The organism is Actinosynnema sp. ALI-1.44, assembly GCF_001984155.1.
Lineage (GTDB): Bacteria > Actinomycetota > Actinomycetes > Mycobacteriales > Pseudonocardiaceae > Kibdelosporangium.
In genome coordinates this window covers 40711-59294 of record NZ_MTQO01000047.1, presented here as the reverse complement: position 1 = coordinate 59294, position 18584 = coordinate 40711, and the positions used below count along the sequence as shown (strand labels likewise).

The following is an 18584-nucleotide window of genomic DNA, read 5'->3' as shown; positions in this document are numbered from 1 at the left end:
TTGGCTGACCTCGAGCCCGTGCGTCAGCCGTGCACGTGCAGGGGCTTGCCGGCAAGGGCGAGGAATGCCTCGCCGATGGCTTCGGTCTGCGTTGGGTGTGCGTGGATCAGCGGGGCGACGTCTTCCGGATACGCCTCCCAGCCGTAGATCAGCTGTGCCTCGCCGATGAGTTCCCCGACTCGTTCACCGACAAGGGTCATGCCGACCACGGGGCCGTCCGGTGCCTTGATGACCTTAACGCCCCCGGACGTCTTCAGGATCTTGCTCTTGCCGTTGCCGGCGAGGTCGTAGACCAGGGTTTCCGCCGAGCCGTACTTCTCCTTGGCCGCGGCCTCGGTCAGGCCGACCGACGCCACCTCCGGCTTGCAGTACGTCACGCGCGGGATCCCGGCCTCGTCGATCAGCTTCGGGTTCTGCCCGACGATCTGCTCGGCCACGAAGATGCCCTGCTGGAAGCCGCGGTGCGCGAGCTGCAGGCCTGGCACGATGTCGCCGACGGCGTACACGTTAGGCAGGTTGGTGCGCAGCCGCTCGTCGGTGAGCACGAAACCGCGGTCCATGGTGACCCCGGCCTCCTCGTAGCCCATCGCCGCGGTGTTCGGGCCACGGCCGACGGCGACCAGCAGCAGGTCCGCCTCGAACTGGTCACCGGACTCCAGCGACACGGTGACCGCGTCGTCGGTCTGGGTGGCGCCGGTGAACCGCACGCCGGTCTTGAACTTGATGCCGCGCTTGCGGAAGGCGCGCTCGAGCTGCTTGGAGGCGTACTCGTCCTCCAGCGGGACCAGCCGGGGCAGCGCCTCGACGATGGTCACCTCGGCCCCGAAGGAGCGCCACACGCTGGCGAACTCGACACCGATCACGCCGCCGCCGAGCACCACGACCCGCTCGGGCACGTAGTCCAGGTTCAGCGCCTGGTCGGAGGTGATGATCCGGCCGCCGATGTCCAGGCCGGGCAGGGTCTTGGCGTACGACCCGCTGGCCAGCACGACGTTCTTGCCGGTGTAGCGGGTGCCGTCGACGTCGACCGCGTTCGGCGCGACGAACGTGCCCGTGCCCTCGACCATCTTGACCTTGTTCAGCTTCGCCAGGCCCTGCAGGCCCTTGTAGAGCTGCGAGATCACGCCGTCCTTGTACGAGTTCACGCCATTGATATCGATGCCTTCGAGCGAGCTCTTGACCCCGAACTGGTCACCTTCGCGCACGTTGTCGGCGATCTCGGCGGCGTGCAGCAGCGCCTTCGTCGGGATGCAGCCGCGGTGCAGGCAGGTTCCGCCCAGCTTGTCCTTCTCCACCACGATCACGGACAGGCCGAGTTCGGCGGCGCGGAACGCGCAGGCATAACCGCCCGACCCGCCACCCAAGATCACCAGGTCAGCGGAGGTGTCACTCACAAGGTCTCCTCGCGAAGCTTTCGTCTCTTTCGGACCACGCCGGTGGGCGGGAGGTCCGACCACACGCCATCTTGTCACTTCACCGGGCAGGCTTGCGAACTGGCCAGGTGTGTCGTGCGGGTGCACAGGTACGTCTCAGGTCACCGGTGGAGAATGTGCGATATCGGACAGTGAAGGAGGTCGTCCAGGTGGGGATTTTCGACAAGCTGCGCCGCAAGCCGAAGGCAGGCGTCACACGCACCGCCACCTCGAAGGACATCGATCACCTGGCGGCGTGGGCCCAGTCCAGGCGGGGTGTCGAGGCGTACGTCGAGCCGCGCACCAATGTGACACATACGACTGTGGTCCTCATCGCCTCCGACGGCGAGTGGACGCGCAGGCGCATCGACGACGAGGCCGCCGCCCGGAGCTTCGGCAAGAAGCACAGCATCCCGGTGTACGACGCGGGGATCGTCGGCTACCCACAGCGCATGCGCGACTACACCCGGCGCAAGGCCGAGGAGGAGAAGCGCCGCAACTCCTGAACCCGGGACCTCAGGACTTCAGCGCGAACGTGACGCCGGGCGTGGCGGGTTCGCCCGCGCGGGGCAGCCAGTGGTCGGCGACGGGCAGGGTGCCGTCCAGGGCGGCCAGCACCGCGTCACGGGCCAGCGGCAGCACCTCGGCGACGGTCACGTCGCGGCCCAACTCCCAGCTCAGCGACGTCACCCCGGCGTCGCGGATGCCGCACGGCACGATCCGGTCGAAAGCGGTCAGGTCGGCGTTGCAGTTGATCTCGAAGCCGTGCATGGTCACGCCGCGCTGCACGCGGATGCCGATCGCGGCGATCTTGCGCTCGGGCCCGCGCGAGTCGGCGGCCAGCCAGACCCCGCTGCGGCCCTCGACCCGGCCGGTCGCCAGGCCGAACCGGGCGCACACGGAGATCAGCGCCTCCTCGATCCGCCGGACGTACTGCACGACGTCGATCGGATCGGCCAGGTGCACGATCGGGTAGCCGACCAACTGGCCCGGACCGTGCCAGGTGATCTTGCCGCCGCGGTCGACGTCGATCACGGGCGTGCCGTCGGCGGGGCGCTCGTCGGGCTGGGTGCGCTTGCCCGCGGTGTAGACCGAGGGGTGTTCGAGCAACAGCAGCGTGTCGGGGGCGGTGCCGGAAGCGCGGGCGTCGGCCAGTTCACGCTGGAGGTCCCACGCGGCGAGGTAGTCGACGACGCCGATCTCACGCGTGTCCACGGGTCGCGTGGTGGCACGGCAGGATGTCTCGATCACGGGGAAACCCTACGCTCCCGGAGCGGGATCAGCCGCAACGCGGCGGCAACCAGCAGCCCGACAGCGGTCACCCCGAGCGTGCCGCCCAGCACGTCGGTGAACCAGTGCACGTCCAGCAGCACCCGGCAGGCGGCGCTGATCACGACCAGCGTGACGCCGAGCGCGATCGCCTTGCGCAGCAGGTGGCGCGCCAGCCAGCCGCACAGCACGATCCCGGTGAACGCGACGCTGGCCATCGACACCACGTGCCCGCTGGGGTAGCTGAAGTCCACATAGTCCCGTGGCCGGACCCGTTCGTACACGCCCTTGAACAACGACACGGCACGGCACGCGGCGAGCAACACCATGCACCGCAGGAGAACGTTCACCACGAAGGCGTCGCGCCGCGCCCGGACCGCCGCGATCGCGAGGACGAAGAACCACACGATCGGCTGGACCGGTCCGAGGATGTCGGACACCACCCAGATCACGGTGCCCGCGGTCGTCTGCCAGATCCCGCCGGTGATGTCGGACACGGCGAGATCCAGCGACCACGCCGAATCCCGCACCAGGTACCCGAGCAGGAGAAACGTCACGAGCAGGGCAAGTCCCCACGCACAAGCTCGGGTCAACGCTTGGCCACCGAGCCCAACGCCTCGTCCACGGTGGTGTACGCGAACGCGAAGCCGTTGTCCTGCAACACCTTGGGTATGACGTGCTGGCTGGCGAGCGCGCCTTCGTCGGCCAGTTCGCCCAATGCCAGCCGCAGCGCGAACTTCGGCGCGACCCACGGCGCGGGCCTGCCGAGCGCGCGGCTCAGCGCCCGGGTGAACTCGGCGTTGGTCACCGGGTTGGGCGCGGTCATGTTCACCGGGCCGCGCACCGATTCGGTCCTGAGGATGTGCAGCACGGCGTTGATGTGGTCGGCCTGGTGGATCCACGGCATGTACTGGCGCCCGTCGCCGAGCCGCCCGCCGAGCATGAACGAGAACAGCAGCCGCAGCGGACCGAGCAGCCCGCCGTCCTTGCTGAGCACGAGCCCGGTCCGCAGGATCGCGACGCGGGCGCCCGCGTCCACCGCCGCCTGGGTGGCACCTTCCCATTGCTTGCACATCTGGGACAGGAAGCCGACGCCGGGCGGCGTGGTCTCGTCGACGACGCGGCCGCCCGTGTCGCCGTAGTAACCGACAGCGGAAGCGTTGACCAGCAAGGGGATGTCGCGTTCGGCGACCTCGGCGGCGAGCACCTCGGTCGGTTCGACGCGGCTGTCGAGGAGTACCTGCTTGCGCGCGTTGCTCAGCCGGGTCAGCGTGATCGGGGCGCCGCAGAGGTTCACGACCGCCTCGGCGCCATCCAGTGCCCCGTCGTCGATCCGGCCCGACGGCGGATCCCACGAGCGCTCGTCCGGCGCCGACGCCGTGCGCCGGACCAGCCGCACCACGTCGTGGCCTTCGCTGCGCAGCGCCGAAACGAGCAGGGTCCCGATCATGCCGGACGAACCGGCGACGACGACGCGCATGGGCCGATCCTAGTGAGGAACGCCCATTCGCGCCGATCCGCCCGAACGGGTGGTCACAGCTGCGGCGCGACCTCGGCCGCGATCAGTTCGAGGTGGTCGAGGTCGTTGAGGTCCAGCACCTGGAGGTAGATCCGGCTGACACCGGTGCTCTCGCGCCACTGCCCGATCCGGTCGACGATCTCGGCCGGGGTTCCGGCCAGTCCGTTGCGCTTGAGCTCGTCCACGTCCCGGCCGATCACGCCTGCTCGCCGCGCGACCTGGGCGTCGTCCCAGCCGACGCAGACGACCTGCGCGATGGACCGGACCATGCCCGCCGGGTCGCGGCCGATCGCCCGGCAGGCGTCGTCGACCCGCTCGTACTGCGCGGCGGCCACGTCCTGGGTGGTGAACGGCAGGTTGAACTCGTCGGCGAACCGGGCGGCCAGCGCCGGGGTGCGCTTGGTCCCCCGACCGCCGATGATCACCGGCGGCCGTGGCCGCTGCGCCGGTTTCGGCAGCGCGGGCGAGTCGGTGACCTGGTAGTGCTTGCCCGCGTACGAGAACCTCTCGTGCAACGGGGTGGTCCACAGGCCGGTGATCACCTCGAGCTGTTCGGTGTACATGTCGAATCGGTCACCCAGTTCGGGGAACGGGATGCCGTACGCGGCGTGTTCCTCGGCGAACCAGCCGCTGCCGATGCCGAACTCGACACGGCCGCCGGACATCTGGTCGACCTGGGCGACGGTGATGGCGAGCGGTCCTGGCAGCCGGAAGGTCGCCGCGCTCATCAGGGTGCCCAGCCGGACGCGGCTGGTCTGCACCGCGAGCCCGGCGAGCGTGGCCCACGCGTCGGTCGGGCCGGGCAGCCCGTCGACCGTCCCCATCTTGAGGTAGTGGTCGGAGCGGAAGAACCCGTCGTAACCGGCGTCCTCGGCGGCTCGCGCGACCTTCAGCAGGTCGCCGTAGCCGGCCCCTTGCTGCGGTTCGGTGAAGATCCTCAGTTCCACCGCCCCAACGTAACTCAGTGGTCACGCCGGATCCCATCGATCATATGGATCAGAACGGTGAACACCTCGGCACTGGCCTTCTTCGAGTCGCTCGCCTCGGCGATGATCTGCGCGCCCGCCGCCAGCGACGCGTGCATCATCCGGGCGGTCGCCTCCAGCGGGACGTCGCCGAGTTCACCCTCGCCGATCAGCTGTTCGAGCATGCCGCGCACGATGCCGTAGCTGTACTTCTCCTCGGCCTCGCGCCAGCGCTCGAAGCCCATCGCGATCGGCGCCTCGCGGATGACCAGCCGCTGGTAGGTCGGGTCAAGGCAGACCTTGATGAACTCCTGCACGCCTTCCAGCGCGCGTTCCCACGGCGCGCCCTCGCCCTCGACCGATTTGTGCAGCTGGGCCGACGCGCGGTTGGACACCTTGTTGAACGCGGCCTCGAAGAGCGCCTGCTTTCCGCTGAAGTGGTGGTAGAGCGCGCCTTTGGTGACGCGGGCGCGCTTGACGATCGCGTCGAGCGAGGTGGACGCGTACCCGTTCTTGGTGAACAGGTCGATGGCGGAGTCGACCAAGGCCTCCTTGGTGGATTCCGAGTAGTCCGCTCGACGCGACCGCATTATCGACATCCTCGCAACAGTACGACATACCGATGGTACGTACTCGTGGTATGTTGACCGTGTCGCACATACCGATGGTATGCCGCAAACCGGCGGTATGACCCAGGTCACGAACTCAGGAGGGGACTCGGGGCCGGGCGGACACGTGCGCGGTGGCCTGACCAAGGCTGGAGGGAACCGACATGAGCTGGAACGACTACTACGAGCGGCGCGACGCGATCGACTCGGTACTGGTGCGGGCCGGGAAGAACCCCGGCGGACCGCTGCCGCAGTCACCGGCGTTCACCGACCCGGCGCAACTGCTCCTGGCGATGCACTACCGGTGGACGATGAAGCTCACCGGCAGGCTGGGAACGGCACTGTCCGAGGCGGAGAACGACCCGTCGGCCGACATGGTCGACGCGATCTCGGACGCGTGGCGACAGGTCGTCGCCGACAACCCCACGTTGTACGCGGTGCTTGAGGCCCACGCCGACCGCTACGAGGAACTGCGCCCGCAGCGCCAGGCGGAGAAACGCACGCTCGCACTGGCCGCGGGCCTGGCCGAGGCGCACGAGCCGACCGAGGAGATCACCCGAGTGGGAGCGGCATTCCGGACGCTGCTCCAAACGGCCGCCGAGCAGCCCGCCCGCAAGTGCGGCGTGGTGGAACAACTCCTTCGCAGGCTCGTGGCGAGCGCCTGACACGGCATATATTCGCCGGATGGCGCACTGGTCAGAGGCTGACATCCCCGATCAGACCGGCCGGACGGCGCTGGTCACCGGTGCCAACTCCGGTCTGGGTCTGCGCAGCGCCAAGGTGCTCGCCGGGATGGGGGCGCGCGTTCTCGTCGCCGCCCGCGATCCGGAACGCGGCCGCAGGGCAGTCGCCGAGGTCGGGCGCAACGCCGAGCTGATCGAGCTGGACCTGGCCGACCTCGCCTCCGTTCGCAAGGCCGCGACGAAGGTGCGGGAACGGACCGGCGACAAGCTCGACATCCTGATGAACAACGCGGGCGTGATGGGGACGCCGTTCACCAGGACCACGGACGGTTTCGAGTTGCAGTTCGGCGTGAACCACCTGGGGCACGCGGCGTTGACGTGGCTGCTGTTGCCGGCCGTCAAGGATGGCCGGGTGGTCACCGTGACCAGCCTGGCGTCCCGGGGCGCGGGCCTGGACCTCGACGACCCCAATTTCGAGCGCCGCCGCTACTCGATCGCCGCGGGCTACAGCCAGTCCAAGCTGGCCAACCTGATCTTCATGGTCGAACTGGCCCGCCGCGCCGAAGCCGCGGGCCTGAACCTGATCAGCACCGGCGGCCACCCGGGGATGGCGGCGACGAACCTGGTGGGCAACTCGGTGCGGATGCGGGACCGCAGTGTCCCCGGCCAGATCCTGGACTGGGGTATGCGCCGGGTGCTGCCGTCGGCGGCGGTCGGGGCCTTGCCCCAGTTGTACGCGGCGACCGCGCCGGATGTGCGCAACGGCGACTACTTCGGTCCCAAGTGGGCGATGGAGTTGTTCGGCCCGCCGGTGAAAGTACGGCCGAGAGCCGCCGCCACGAACGAAGCGCTCGGGCGGCGGCTCTGGGACGTCACTGCCGAACTGACCGGTGTCACACCGGATTTCTCGTAGCACTCCAATACACGGCGTTGGCGACCTGGGCGTAGAGGCCCTTGGGGTGCGCACGGAACAGCGGCTCCGTGCCGAACATGACCACCTTGGCGCCACGCTCGTCGGCACCCGAGACGACCACGGGCTGCCCGCTCGCCGCGACCGGACCGCCGGTTCCGTCCGCGTTGGGCCGCCAGTGCCCCGCCGCCAACAGATTGCCCGTGGCGTACCGCTGTTCCACGGTCACACCCGCGCCGAGCCCGGTGAACCACTGCGGCGAGTACACAAAGGACTGTGGTAGTGCGTCGGTCCCGATCGGTCCGGTTCCGTTGGTGACGTTGACGATCCCGTTCGCGTCACCGCGACCCGCGACCGCCGTGACTTCCAACAGCTTCGCGTCGGCGTTGAACTTCGACCCCGTGGCACCACGGGTGATCACGCCGCCGCGTGCCGCGAACGCGTCCACCGCGGCCTTCGCCGCCGCGTTGAGCTGGTCGTAGCGCAGCCCTGACGACACCAGCAGGACGTCCACCCGCGACAGGTCGAAGCCGTCGTTCAGCGTGGCAGTGGACACCGGGCGCACCTCGAAGCCCATGTCCCGCAACGCGAACAACTCGTCACTGCCGACCGCCGCCGCCAAGGTCGGCCGCCGCAGCACCACACCCGCCTCGCCCGACGGGGCCAGGCCGAAACGCACGCCGTAGCGGTCCGCGACCTGCAAGGCGGCCACCCGGGCCGAAGCCGGGACGACCACGGACCCGTTCGACCGCCGCCGGAGCTCGATGCCCCGGCCCAGCAGGTCGTTGACCGCCGAGGCGTCCTTGCCGTCCCGCACGGTGATCGCCAGGTCCTGGCCCGGCCCGGCGTCGACGCCACCGGTCGGCGACGCCGCGGTCACGGGCTTGCTCGAGACCCGCAGGTCACCGCCCTGGACGATGTCCACGGACGCGCCCCACAGCAGGCGGTGGCTCCAGCCGGAGATGTCGTACATCACCTCGGCGCTGGCCGAGACATCCCTGCCCTGCTCCAGCATCGCGTTGGCCAGTGCCCGCTTGGGCTGGTGCATGTCGACGATGTACGACCCGGCCGGGTAGGTCCGTCCCGCCAGCGAGAACGGCCGCTCCGCCTGACGGACGCGGACGTCGTGCGCGACGAGCTGGTCGACCAGGCGCGCGGCGGCCGCACCGGATCGCTGGGTGGAACCGGCCGGGATCACGTAGGCGCGCGGGAACTTGGTCGTGAACCGGTCCTCCGGCCCGAAGCCGGGCACGAACCCGTCCGGGATGTGGCGCTGCGCCTCACCGGCCGCGCCACGCCGGAAGATCTCGATCTGGTTGGCGACCAGGGCCTGTCGGTTGTCCCGCACGTACGCGAGGCTGGCCGTCATGCTCGCCTCGGACACGTCGGTGTTGATCGCCGAGCGGCGGCGCAGCTCGGTCTCCGGCAGGGTGTAGGCGTCGTTGTTGACCCGCTGCGGGATCTCGATGGTGTACGAGATCGCGCCGTGGAACATCGAGTACTGGGCGGTGTAGATCGGCGCCCAGCCGTCCCACTCGCCGGACGGGTAGTCGCGGAACGGGATCTGCGTGTTCTGCGCCTCCGGGTGGCCGGTCGCCTTGACGGCCTTCTCGATGTTCAGGCCGTTGGCGTAGCCGTGCTTGATGAACAGGTCGAAGTCGTAGTTCTGGCCGTGCGGCGGGCCGGTCGGCTCGATCAGCGTGCCGTCGACGTACCCGTGCTCGTCGAGCATCAGCACCGGCTGGACCGTCTTGACGATGTCCCGCATCGCGACGCCCTCCGGCTGCGTGGAGGTGACGAAGTCGCGGTTGAGGTCGAAGCCGTTGGCGTTGGCGCGGGTGCCGAGGTTGCGGCCGTCCGGGTTGGCCGTGACGTTGAAGTAGATCCGGCTGTGGGACAACAGGTCCAGCGCCTTGCGGTCCCGGGTGGTTGCCAGGTACTCGATCTGCCGCAGCGCGGCGTCGGTGCCTTCCCACTCGTTGCCGTGGATGTTGTTGTTGATCCAGACCGGCGTCTTGTACTCCCGCGCCAGGCCGCGGTCACGGGCCGCCGACGCCGGGTCGTTCTCGATCTGGTCGCGCCAGCGCTCCTGCTGCCGGGTCTCCGACGGGCGCTCCGGCGCGGTCAACGTGACCAGGTACAGGTCACGGCCGAGACCGGACTGCCCGACCACCTCGACCGAGATCCGGTTGCTGCGGCCCTGCAGCGCGTTGAGCCTTGGCGCGATCGCGTGGTACGGCGTGAGCCCCAGTTTGATGGACTTGTCAGCGGGATCTTCGGGGTAGACCCGCAGCTGCGTGGTGCGCGGGTAGCCCTCCCGCGACCCGGGTTTGTTGCCTGCCAGCGCGGAACGGTTCGCGACCGACGGCGGATCCACCGCCGCGACCTCGTTGCGTTCCGGGCCGTTGCCCGGCTCCTCCCCCTTGGGCGACCGCGCGGGCGCCGCCGCGGCGGACGGGGCCAGCGTGACGACCATCAGCAGTGACAACAGCGAAGCGACTACCGGTCTGCCGACCGGACGTTTCTGCACGAAAAGCACCTCCCAGTGGACTGGGGTAGTCAGTCAACTGGGAGGTGCCCGTGTCAACCCTTCCTCAGAGGGGGAATTGCCCTTGGCGCAACTGCTTGACCAGCTCGGCGTGCTGACCGGACGTGACGGCCGGTGTCTGGCCCGCTGGCCCGCACGCGACGTCACGGGCCGGGAGTTTGCCGTTGACCAGGAACTCCGTGCCGATGGCGTCGACACACGGGTTGCCCGCGATGATGTACGTACCGTGCCCGCTCTCGTCCGCTGTCACCAGCTTCGCCCGGTCGCCCATCGCGGCTCGCATGTTCCGCGCGCCGCCCAGCGGCGTGGCCGGGTCGCGCAGGTTCTGCGTCAGCAGGACGTTGCTGGGGCCACGGTCGGTGATCCGGACAACCGGCTCGATCGGCTTTGTCGGCCAGAACGCGCACGGCCACACGTTCGACGGCATGCCGTTGGTGATCGGGTACTTGTGCTTGTCGCGCAGCACCTGGAGCTGGTGCAGCGGGAGGTTGCGGGGCCAGGGGGCGTCCCCGCACACGACACCCCACAGGGTGGCAACGGTCTCCTGGCTCCCTCCTGGAGCGTTCGGGACCCCGCTGGGATCGCCACGCAGAAGCTGCTGCCACATTGCGGCCAGCTGCGGGTACTCGGACGGACCGTAGAGCGCGCCGCGAGTCACCCCACGAAGCATGTTGCCAGTCACGTGCGCGATGGGCTGGGCATCCAGCTTGGTGGTCAGCGCGAGGTATGTGTCCCGGACCGCTTTGGGTGTCGCGCCGAGGCCGTAGGTGGCGTGCCGCTCGGCGGCCCACTTGGCGAAGTCCTCGAAGACCTCCTCGGTGGACGCGCCCCAGTTCTGCCAGACGCCACGCCAGACCCCGCGCGGGTCGACCACGCTGTCCAGCACGATCCGGTCCGACTGGCGCGGGAACATCGTCGTGTACACCGCGCCGAGGTACGAGCCGTAGGAGATGCCGAAGTACGAGATCTTCTTCTCGCCTAACGCCTCCCGGATCCGGTCCATGTCACGCGCGGTGTTCGCCGTTGTCACGTAAGGCAGTCGGTCGCCCGAGTTCTCGAAACACTGCTTCGCCACTTGGCGCGCGTACTCCACCGACGGCCGGATGTCCCCGTTCGGCGACGGGTACGGGATCACCCTGGTGCCGACGATCTGCTGCGGGGTCAACGCGCAGCTGTTCGGGGTGCTGCGGCCGGTGCCGCGCGGGTCGAACCCGATCAGGTCGTACGCGTCGGTGACGCTCTTGGGCGCCATCTGCCCGATGATGTGCGGCAGGCCGAGCCCGGGGCCGCCGGGACCGCCCGGGTTGAGCAGCAGCACGCCCCGCCGGGCGGCCGGATTGGTGGACTTCCTGCGTGACACCGCGACGTCGATCTTCGTGCCGTTGGGCTTGCGGTAGTCCAACGGCACGCTGAGCGTCGCGCATTCCAGCGGTATCCCGTCGCAGGGCCGCCATTCGAGTCCCGGTGCCGCGTTCGCGGCAGTGACCGGGACTACCAGTGTTCCGGAGATCAGTGCGCTCACCAGGAGCGATCGCATCCGCTTTCCTCCATGAAGTCAGGAGATCCCTTTCCGGTTGTGCGGCGCGCCCTCCTTGCGCGCGGTTCGGGGCTCGGGGCCACAGTGCACGTCCGTCGCCGGACGTACGCCTGAGACGAGGAAGTCCGTGCCGATCCGGTCGACGCAGGCGTTGCCGGCTGCCAGATAGGAGCCGTGGCCGCCCTGGTTCACGGTCGCCAGGCGGGCCCGGTCGCCCAGCGCCGCCCGCATCGCGCGTGCCCCGGACACCGGTGTCGACGGGTCGCGCATGTTCTGCGTCAGCAACACGTTGCCCGGGCCACGGTCGGTGATCCGCACCTGCGGCTCGATGCGCCTGGTCGGCCAGAACGCGCACGGCCAGACGTTCGACGGCATCCCGTTGCTGATCGGGTTCCGCGCGCGGTCGGCGAGCACGTCCCATTGGTACCGCATGACGTCACGGGACGAGGGCGCGTCGTTGCAGGCGACGCCCCACAGGGTGGCCGCCATGCTCTGGTCGATCGGGAACTCGATGTCCGGGACCGTCTCGCCGCGGTCGAGCGCGCGCCACATCTGCGCCGTTCCGGGGAAGTTGTCGTCGCTGATCAACGCGACCCTGTTCAGCGCACGGAACGTGTTGCCGGTCAACTTCCCCACCGGATGGGCATCCAGCTTCGCGGCCAACGCGAAGTACTTGTCCCGCACCGCTTTCGGCGTGGCCCCCAGGCCATAGGTCGAGTCCCGGCCCGCCATCCACGCGGCGAGGTCGCCGAAGCGCTCCTCGATCGCCGGACCCCAGTTGCGCCACGCGCCCTGCCACAGATCGCGCGGGTCGAGCACGCTGTCCAACAGGATCCGGTCCGACTGGGCCGGGAACAGCGTCGTGTACACCGCACCGAGGTACGACCCGTACGACGTGCCGAAGTATGAGATCTTCCGCTCCCCCAACGCGACCCGGATCCGGTCCATGTCCCGCGCGGTGTTCGCCGTCGTGATGAAGGGCAACCGGTCGCCGGAGTTCTCGAAACACTGCTTGGCGACCTCACGCGCGTACTCCACCGACTGGCGGATGTCCCCGTTCGCGGCCGGGTACGGCACCAGCTTGCTCAGGTTCGCCTGATCCGGTGTGAGCGCGCACGTGTTCGGTGCGCTGCGGCCGGTGCCCCGCGGGTCGAACCCGATCAGGTCGTAGGCGTCGGTCAGGCTTCTCGGCGCAGCCTCGGCCATCTGCAGCGGCATGTCCAGCCCGGAGTTGCCCGGCCCGCCCGGGTTGAGCAGCAGCACGCCCCGCCGGGCCGCCGGGTTGGTGGACTTCTTGCGGGACACCATCACATCGATCCTGCGGCCCGCGGGTTTCCGGTAGTCCAGCGGCACGCTGACCGTGGCGCACTCCAACGCCAGCCCGTCACACGGCTGCCAGGACAACTGCGTGGCTTCGGCGGCAGCCGGGATGGCCAGCACCCCGGCGATCATGACACTCACAACGAGCAGTCGCATGCGTCCCCCTCTTGGCATGTCACCGCCATAAAGTGGCTGCGACCTCGCCGACGTTAGGGATCACCACGGCACCTCCGCATCGGCTTGCCGGACCATGCGAGCCCTTAGGGGTCTCACGTGACCCCGGACACGTTCGGACAAGGCGTAACCTGTGATCTGTGACTGTGGCGCCGGAGGGACGAAAGCTGCTGCGTGTGGAGGTCCGCAACAGCCAGACCCCGATCGAGAAGAAGCCGCCGTGGATCAAGACCAAGGCGCGGATGGGCCCGGAGTACACCGAGCTCAAAGCCCTGGTCCGGCGGGAGGGCCTGCACACGGTCTGCGAGGAGGCCGGTTGTCCCAACATCTACGAGTGTTGGGAGGACCGCGAGGCCACGTTCCTCATCGGCGGCGACCAGTGCACGCGGCGGTGCGACTTCTGCCAGATCGACACCGGCAAGCCCGCGACGCTGGACCGCGAGGAGCCGCGCAAGGTCGCCGAATCGGTTCAGGCGATGGGCCTGCGGTACTCGACCGTCACCGGGGTCGCCCGTGACGACCTGGCCGACGGCGGCGCGTGGCTGTACGCCGAGACGGTCCGCCAGATCCACACGATGAACCCGGGCACCGGCGTCGAGCTGCTGATCCCGGACTTCAACGCCGACCCTGACCAGTTGGCCGAGGTGTTCGGCTCGCGGCCCGAGGTGCTCGCGCACAACCTGGAGACCGTGCCGCGGATCTTCAAGCGGATCCGGCCGGGCTTCCGCTACGAGCGGTCACTCGAGGTGATCACCCAGGCTCGCGAGTTCGGCCTGGTGACCAAGTCGAACCTGATCCTCGGCATGGGCGAGACGCCGGACGAGGTCACCGAGGCGCTGCGCGACCTGCACGAGGCAGGCACGGACATCGTGACCATCACGCAGTACCTGCGCCCGTCGCCGCGCCACCACCCGATCGACCGGTGGGTCAAGCCCGAGGAGTTCGTGCAGCACAAAGAGGCAGCCGAAGAGATCGGGTTCGCCGGCGTGATGGCCGGTCCGCTGGTGCGGTCCTCGTACCGCGCCGGACGGCTCTACGCCCAGGCCATGGCCCATCGTGGCGAGGCTGTGCCGGAGAACCTGGCGCACCTGGCCGAGCAGGGGCCCGCCAGCCAGGAGATCGGGTCGCTGCTTTCCCGGTAGGGTGGACTCCATCGACCGGGGGACGTTTCGTGGAACCAGCACGCTTGCCTGTACGTCTCTCATGGGCATAACCGCCCGATGACCGGAGAGGGACGAATCCAGTGGCTTTGGTAGGCGACGTTCTCGACTGGCTGGCGCAGCTGCCGCAACCCGCGCTGGTCGGCGCGACCGGCGGACTGATCCTGCTGGAATGCACCATCGGCCTCGGTTTCATCGCACCAGGCGAGGCCGGGCTGCTGATCGCGTCGACCACGGTGTCGGCCGGGCCGGAGGGTTTCTCACTGGCCCGGTTCCTCGTCCTGTGGGCGGTGGTCACGGTGGCGGCGGCCTGCGGTGACTCGATCGGCTACGCCATCGGCAAGCGGTTCGGCCCGTCGCTGCGCGAGACGAAGCTGATCCAGAAGTACGGCGCGGAAGGCTGGGACAAGACCACCGGCATCCTGCGCAAACGCGGCGCGTGGGCGGTGTTCTTCGGCCGCTGGCTGCCGGTGGTGCGCACGCTGATGCCCGCCGCGGCGGGCACGGCCGGTCTGCCGTACCGCAAGTTCCTGCCTGCCGCGATGCTCGGCGCGGCCACGTGGTCGCTCGCGCACATCTCGATCGGCGCGTCACTGGGCGCGGCGGCCAAACAGCTCGAGAAGTACCTCAACACCGGTGGCCTGATCGTGGTGGCGGCGCTCGTGCTCGTGGGGTTCATCGTGTTCACGGTCCGCAAGCGCAAGAAGGCCAAGGCCAAGGCACTCGCCGCGACCCAGGCACCCGAGTCCGAGCGCGCCGTCGAGTCGGCCTGAGCCTCTTTCAGGACGTGACGGTGACCGCACCGGCGGTCACCCCGTCCAGAGTCCGCACGAACCCGGCCCCGAACGCGGTGGCCGGGGTGTGCGAACCGGGTTTCACGCGGGCGATCCCGGTCGCGATCCGCACGACGGCGTCCGCGGTGATGTCGTAGGAGTTGGGCGTGACCAGGGTGGCGGTCGCGGTGCGGCCGGAGTCGTCGCGGGCCTCGCCCCAGAACTCCGCGCGGCTGCCCGCCCGCCGCTTGTCCCCCGGCCCGGCGATCAGGCCGACCAGTTTCTTGCCGATCCGCTGCGCCACGTCGGTGCGCATCACCGGCGCCGAGAACCGCTGGGCCCGGCTGACCAGCCCGGCGGGCAGCCCGACCGCCGTGTAGTTGGTGATGTTCGGGATCCCGGTCGACCGGTACGCGGAGGCGACATCGCCCCACGGCAGCGACACGACCCCGCGCGTGCCCGACGGGAACGCGGCGCTCACCGTGGAGTGTCCGACTGGGACAGTCACCAGCTTGCCGTCCCTGCGGACCCGGCCACCGGCCGCCATCCCCTCGACGGTGGTCTTGAGCGTGCCGGGGCTGAACCCGCCGCCCGCGATGAACGCGAGCTTCAACGACGTGGCCCCCGGCAGCGCCTCGGCCAGTGACGCGGCCAGGCAGTCGCTGGGCACGACGTCGAACCCGGCGCCGGGCAGCAGCACGACCCCGGCGGCCTCGGCCTCGTCCGAGCGGCGGAAGATCTCCTCGAACACGGCGATCTCGCCGGTGATGTCCAGGTAGTGCGTCTTCGAGGTCAGACAGGCGTTCACCATCGGCCGGGCCGTCGCGGAGAACGGGCCGGCGCAGTGGGCGACCGCGTCGATCCCGTCGAGTCCGCCCGATGCGCTGTCCAAGCCGAAGATCCGGTGCTCGAGGCCCAGTTCGGCGGCCAGTTCCCGCACTTCGGGGTTGCGCCCGGCCAGCACGGGACGCTCCCCTCGCTGGACCGCCAGACGCGCGACGAGCTTGCCGGTATAGCCGTTGGCGCCGTACACCATCCACGTCATGACCCTGGATGTTACCGCCGAGTAGCAGTGTTCGCCGATAAGTTGGCGACATGGGAATTCGCCGGATCTCCGCAGACCAGGCCGACCTTCGTACGATCGAGTACGCCTTCTCCCACTCGCCGCTGCCCGAGGACAGCCGCGCGAAGTGGCAGGAGTCCATGTCGTACTTCACCGAAAGCGTTGTGCTGATCAACGAGGAGAACGGCGTTTCGGTCGCCGAAGCCTCCGCGATCCCCCTGCGGCAGAACGTCCGCGGCACGGTCCACCCGATGGCCGGTGTCGCGGGCGTGGCCGCACAGCCCCAGGTGCGGCGCCGCGGTTACATCCGGGATCTGCTGACGGAACTGCTCGGCCAAATGCGCGACGAGGGCCACGCTGTCAGCGTGCTCTACCCGTTCCGTGCGTCCTTCTACGCCAAGTTCGGCTACGTCGGCATGCCCAAACCGCGCTATGCCCGGTTCGACCCGGCGGGACTGGGCGAGCTGCGCGCGCTGGAACTGGACGGAGAGACCGAGTGGCAGCAGATCGGCACCGGGCATCCGCTCTACCGCGGGCTCAAGGAGCGCCTGTTGACCCAGCGACACGGGTTCGCGGTGTTCCCCGAGTCGCGGGACGTGCGGTTCCGGGACCGCAACGAGCACTGGCTCGTCACCGCCAAGTCGGGTGGCGAGGTGATCGGCGCGGCCGCGTACCGCATCGAACGGGACGGCGGCAAGGCCATCCTGCGCGCCGACAGCTTCCTGTACACGAGCCCGCTCGGCCGTTCGCTGCTGTTGCAGTTCTTCGCCATGCACGCCGACCACATGCAGGAGATCGTGGTGCCGGTCGCGCCGGACGAGTTCCCCGAACTGTGGGCCACCGACCTCACCGGCCCCATCGAGGTCAAACCGTCGGCCGGGCACGCGCCGATGGGACGTGTCCTGTCGGTGGAGGCGCTCGAAGGCATGGCGGTCGGACCGGGCCGGATCGGTGTCGAGATCGTCGACGACCCGTTCATCGCCGGGAAGTACGTCCTGGACGGCACATCCGGCCGGTTGGAGGTCACCTCGGGCGATCCGACCGTCACCCTGACCCCGGCAGGTTTCGCCGCGCTGGTCTACGGCGTGCTCACCCCGGAGGACATCGCCCTGCGTGGCCTCGGCACCATCCCCGACCCGGCCGGACTGGCCACGCTGTTCCCCCGCCAGGTCCCCTACGTCTTCGCCGAGTTCTAGAAAAAGCTCGTGAGTGGTTACCGGGGTTCCAACCCTGGTAACCACTCACGAGGTCTTTTACTTGTCGGGGCGTTCGGTTACGCGGACGCCGTTGACGATCGGCGCACCCGCCCGTGAGACGAAGCGGATGTTGAGCTGACCGTCGTCGACCTGGACGAACTGCGACGTGGCCAGGGCGGCGAAGCCACCGACCTCACCGGCGACGTCCAACGCGGGTGTGACCAGCTTGCCCTCGATGATCACGTCGAACAGCCGCGCGTTCGGATCCGTCCAGCCGAGCTCGGCGTAGTTCAGCTCGACCTGGTAGGTCCCCTTGCCCAGCCCGTCGAACCGGTACTCGTAGGCACCTTCCCGCTGGGTCTGGTAGTGCGCCTGCTCCCCGGTGCCCGAGATCGACTCGGTCGTGCTCACCGGCTTCGACGACTGGCCGAGCCAGCCCGCGCCGCCGGTGGAGTACGCCTGGTCCGGGCTCCACGTGTCGCCGAGCGCGTCGACGCCACCGGTGCCGCCCGAGTCGAAGCCGACCCGGGTCTTGGGCACGACCACCTTGATCGGGATGCCGATCGGCGACGGAGCCGGTCTCGTTCTCCAGGCCGACCGTGGCGCCCGCGCCGGACTCGGCCGGGTTGTTCTGATCGATCCCGTTGTACTGCACCTGGATCCGGCCGCCCTCGGTGAGGACCAACTCGGCCGACAGGCGGCCGCCCGGCGCACCGGTCCCGGCGAAGGCCAGGTACCCGTCGGTGTGCACCGCGGCGGTCTTGTACGTCTTGCCGTAGAACGTGACCGGGAACGGCAGGTTGGCGTTCGCCGAGGCGTTGTCACCGGTCCGCTGCAACGCGGTGGCGGTGTCGACCCACGACGGCGTGACGTGCCGCGGGGTGTAGCCGTAGCCGTCGACCTTGGGCTCCAGCGCGAAGTCCGCGACGGCGTTCCCGCTGACGTTCACGCTCTTGCGTGGGCAACACTGCCACCTCGGCTTCGGTCTCGGTCACCGTGGCCAACACCGGGCCGGTCGCCGCGTCCAACTTCGACGAGGGCTCCGGTTCCGTGCTGAACGACCGGACCGGCAAGGGGCACAACGGAACCATGGCCGGCGCCGGATGGTCCGCCGCCGGGAACACGTGCGGTGCCCTGTCGTTCGGCGGGGCACGGGTTGGCTCGACTGATCGGAATGTCAACGGTACGGGCGCCGTCCCAGCCAACGCGTGGACCCATCTCGCCGTGATCTACGACGCCACAACCATTCGGCTGTACGTCAACGGGGTCCAGGTTTCCTCGGTCGCCAGCGCCGGGAACCTCGCTGGGTCCGGCAATCCCCTCCGGATCGGCGGGAACCTGATCTGGGGTGAGTACTTCTGCGGGCCGGTCGACGATGTCCGGGTCTACAACCGGGCGTTGAGCGCTGCCGAGGTCACCGCCGACCGTTCCACTCCCGTGTCGTGAA

At 69.3% G+C, this 18584-nt stretch carries 18 protein-coding genes; 7 read left to right on the top strand and 11 right to left on the bottom strand.

What is annotated here, in order from left to right; genetic code table 11:
• Nucleotides 1-23: 23 nt before the first annotated feature.
• Nucleotides 24-1394 (bottom strand): dihydrolipoyl dehydrogenase, encoded by a 1371-nt coding sequence (gene lpdA / locus ALI144C_RS25370; protein WP_076989676.1) that lies wholly within the window; start codon nucleotides 1392-1394, stop codon nucleotides 24-26.
• A gap of 188 nt (nucleotides 1395-1582) precedes the next feature.
• Here lpdA and ALI144C_RS25365 point away from each other — a divergent pair, with 188 nt between their 5' ends.
• Complete coding sequence (locus ALI144C_RS25365; RefSeq protein ID WP_143230858.1) at nucleotides 1583-1918, top strand: oxidoreductase; 336 nt, start codon at nucleotides 1583-1585, stop codon at nucleotides 1916-1918.
• Between the two features lie 10 nt (nucleotides 1919-1928).
• Here the strand turns inward: ALI144C_RS25365 and lipB are convergent, their stop codons facing one another.
• The 5 genes from lipB to ALI144C_RS25340 are packed head-to-tail and all read right to left on the bottom strand — an operon-like array spanning nucleotide 1929 to nucleotide 5755.
• Nucleotides 1929-2663 carry a lipoyl(octanoyl) transferase LipB gene (lipB, locus tag ALI144C_RS25360; RefSeq protein ID WP_076989674.1) on the bottom strand — a complete coding sequence of 245 codons (735 nt, stop codon included), beginning with the start codon at nucleotides 2661-2663 and terminating at the stop codon, nucleotides 1929-1931.
• On the bottom strand, nucleotides 2660-3238 hold the full coding sequence (locus tag ALI144C_RS25355) for a phosphatase PAP2 family protein (RefSeq protein ID WP_083753373.1): 579 nt from the start codon (nucleotides 3236-3238) through the stop codon (nucleotides 2660-2662). The genes lipB and ALI144C_RS25355 overlap by 4 nt, the downstream gene beginning before the upstream one ends.
• Before the next feature lie 32 nt (nucleotides 3239-3270).
• Nucleotides 3271-4161: a TIGR01777 family oxidoreductase gene (locus ALI144C_RS25350; protein WP_076989672.1), complete on the bottom strand. Its 891-nt coding sequence runs from the start codon at nucleotides 4159-4161 to the stop codon at nucleotides 3271-3273.
• Nucleotides 4162-4214: 53 nt separating this feature from the next.
• On the bottom strand, nucleotides 4215-5147 hold the full coding sequence (locus ALI144C_RS25345) for an LLM class F420-dependent oxidoreductase (protein ID WP_076989671.1): 933 nt from the start codon (nucleotides 5145-5147) through the stop codon (nucleotides 4215-4217).
• A gap of 14 nt (nucleotides 5148-5161) precedes the next feature.
• Entirely contained in the window at nucleotides 5162-5755 is a 594-nt protein-coding gene (locus tag ALI144C_RS25340; RefSeq protein ID WP_076989670.1) for a TetR/AcrR family transcriptional regulator, read from the bottom strand.
• A 182-nt stretch (nucleotides 5756-5937) separates the two neighbouring features.
• Between ALI144C_RS25340 and ALI144C_RS25335 the strand changes: the two genes are divergently transcribed.
• The gene (locus ALI144C_RS25335; RefSeq protein WP_076989669.1) at nucleotides 5938-6438 is read left to right on the top strand and encodes a hypothetical protein; all 501 of its coding nucleotides are present in this window, start codon (nucleotides 5938-5940) and stop codon (nucleotides 6436-6438) included.
• 19 nt (nucleotides 6439-6457) lie between these two features.
• Nucleotides 6458-7369, top strand: a complete 912-nt coding sequence (locus ALI144C_RS25330) for an oxidoreductase (protein WP_076989668.1) — start codon at nucleotides 6458-6460, stop codon at nucleotides 7367-7369.
• On the opposite strand, the gene ALI144C_RS25325 is transcribed toward ALI144C_RS25330, so the two are convergent.
• The 3 genes from ALI144C_RS25325 to ALI144C_RS25315 form a co-directional block, all read right to left on the bottom strand.
• Nucleotides 7350-9896 (bottom strand): M14 family zinc carboxypeptidase, encoded by a 2547-nt coding sequence (locus ALI144C_RS25325; protein WP_237774308.1) that lies wholly within the window; start codon nucleotides 9894-9896, stop codon nucleotides 7350-7352. The two genes, ALI144C_RS25330 and ALI144C_RS25325, sit on opposite strands and share 20 nt — an antisense overlap.
• Nucleotides 9897-9960: 64 nt before the next feature.
• Nucleotides 9961-11451: an alpha/beta hydrolase gene (locus ALI144C_RS25320; protein ID WP_076989667.1), complete on the bottom strand. Its 1491-nt coding sequence runs from the start codon at nucleotides 11449-11451 to the stop codon at nucleotides 9961-9963.
• Between the two features lie 18 nt (nucleotides 11452-11469).
• Nucleotides 11470-12927, bottom strand: a complete 1458-nt coding sequence (locus ALI144C_RS25315) for an alpha/beta hydrolase (RefSeq protein WP_168211348.1) — start codon at nucleotides 12925-12927, stop codon at nucleotides 11470-11472.
• Between the two features lie 158 nt (nucleotides 12928-13085).
• Here ALI144C_RS25315 and lipA point away from each other — a divergent pair, with 158 nt between their 5' ends.
• On the top strand, nucleotides 13086-14087 hold the full coding sequence (lipA, locus tag ALI144C_RS25310) for a lipoyl synthase (RefSeq protein ID WP_076989665.1): 1002 nt from the start codon (nucleotides 13086-13088) through the stop codon (nucleotides 14085-14087).
• A gap of 101 nt (nucleotides 14088-14188) precedes the next feature.
• Nucleotides 14189-14878: a DedA family protein gene (locus tag ALI144C_RS25305; RefSeq protein ID WP_083753372.1), complete on the top strand. Its 690-nt coding sequence runs from the start codon at nucleotides 14189-14191 to the stop codon at nucleotides 14876-14878.
• A gap of 7 nt (nucleotides 14879-14885) precedes the next feature.
• On the opposite strand, the gene ALI144C_RS25300 is transcribed toward ALI144C_RS25305, so the two are convergent.
• Nucleotides 14886-15923 (bottom strand): saccharopine dehydrogenase family protein, encoded by a 1038-nt coding sequence (locus tag ALI144C_RS25300; protein ID WP_076989664.1) that lies wholly within the window; start codon nucleotides 15921-15923, stop codon nucleotides 14886-14888.
• 50 nt (nucleotides 15924-15973) lie between these two features.
• Here ALI144C_RS25300 and ALI144C_RS25295 point away from each other — a divergent pair, with 50 nt between their 5' ends.
• Nucleotides 15974-17137 (top strand): GNAT family N-acetyltransferase, encoded by a 1164-nt coding sequence (locus ALI144C_RS25295; RefSeq protein WP_076989663.1) that lies wholly within the window; start codon nucleotides 15974-15976, stop codon nucleotides 17135-17137.
• Nucleotides 17138-17194: 57 nt separating this feature from the next.
• Here the strand turns inward: ALI144C_RS25295 and ALI144C_RS55730 are convergent, their stop codons facing one another.
• Complete coding sequence (locus ALI144C_RS55730; RefSeq protein ID WP_168211347.1) at nucleotides 17195-17677, bottom strand: malectin domain-containing carbohydrate-binding protein; 483 nt, start codon at nucleotides 17675-17677, stop codon at nucleotides 17195-17197.
• Between the two features lie 417 nt (nucleotides 17678-18094).
• On the opposite strand from ALI144C_RS55730, the gene ALI144C_RS25285 reads away from it, so the two are divergent.
• Nucleotides 18095-18583, top strand: coding sequence for a LamG domain-containing protein (locus ALI144C_RS25285; RefSeq protein WP_076989661.1), 489 nt, complete (start codon nucleotides 18095-18097; stop codon nucleotides 18581-18583).
• Nucleotide 18584: the final 1 nt, after the last annotated feature.

Coding starts and splice junctions, on each gene's coding strand:
- ALI144C_RS25350 (WP_076989672.1), bottom strand. CDS start 4,161: ATGCGCGTCGTCGTCGCCGGTTCGTCCGGCATGATCGGGACCCTGCTC.
- ALI144C_RS25320 (WP_076989667.1), bottom strand. CDS start 11,451: ATGCGATCGCTCCTGGTGAGCGCACTGATCTCCGGAACACTGGTAGTC.
- ALI144C_RS25340 (WP_076989670.1), bottom strand. CDS start 5,755: ATGCGGTCGCGTCGAGCGGACTACTCGGAATCCACCAAGGAGGCCTTG.
- ALI144C_RS25335 (WP_076989669.1), top strand. CDS start 5,938: ATGAGCTGGAACGACTACTACGAGCGGCGCGACGCGATCGACTCGGTA.
- ALI144C_RS25300 (WP_076989664.1), bottom strand. CDS start 15,923: ATGACGTGGATGGTGTACGGCGCCAACGGCTATACCGGCAAGCTCGTC.
- ALI144C_RS25295 (WP_076989663.1), top strand. CDS start 15,974: ATGGGAATTCGCCGGATCTCCGCAGACCAGGCCGACCTTCGTACGATC.
- ALI144C_RS25315 (WP_168211348.1), bottom strand. CDS start 12,927: ATGCGACTGCTCGTTGTGAGTGTCATGATCGCCGGGGTGCTGGCCATC.
- ALI144C_RS25330 (WP_076989668.1), top strand. CDS start 6,458: ATGGCGCACTGGTCAGAGGCTGACATCCCCGATCAGACCGGCCGGACG.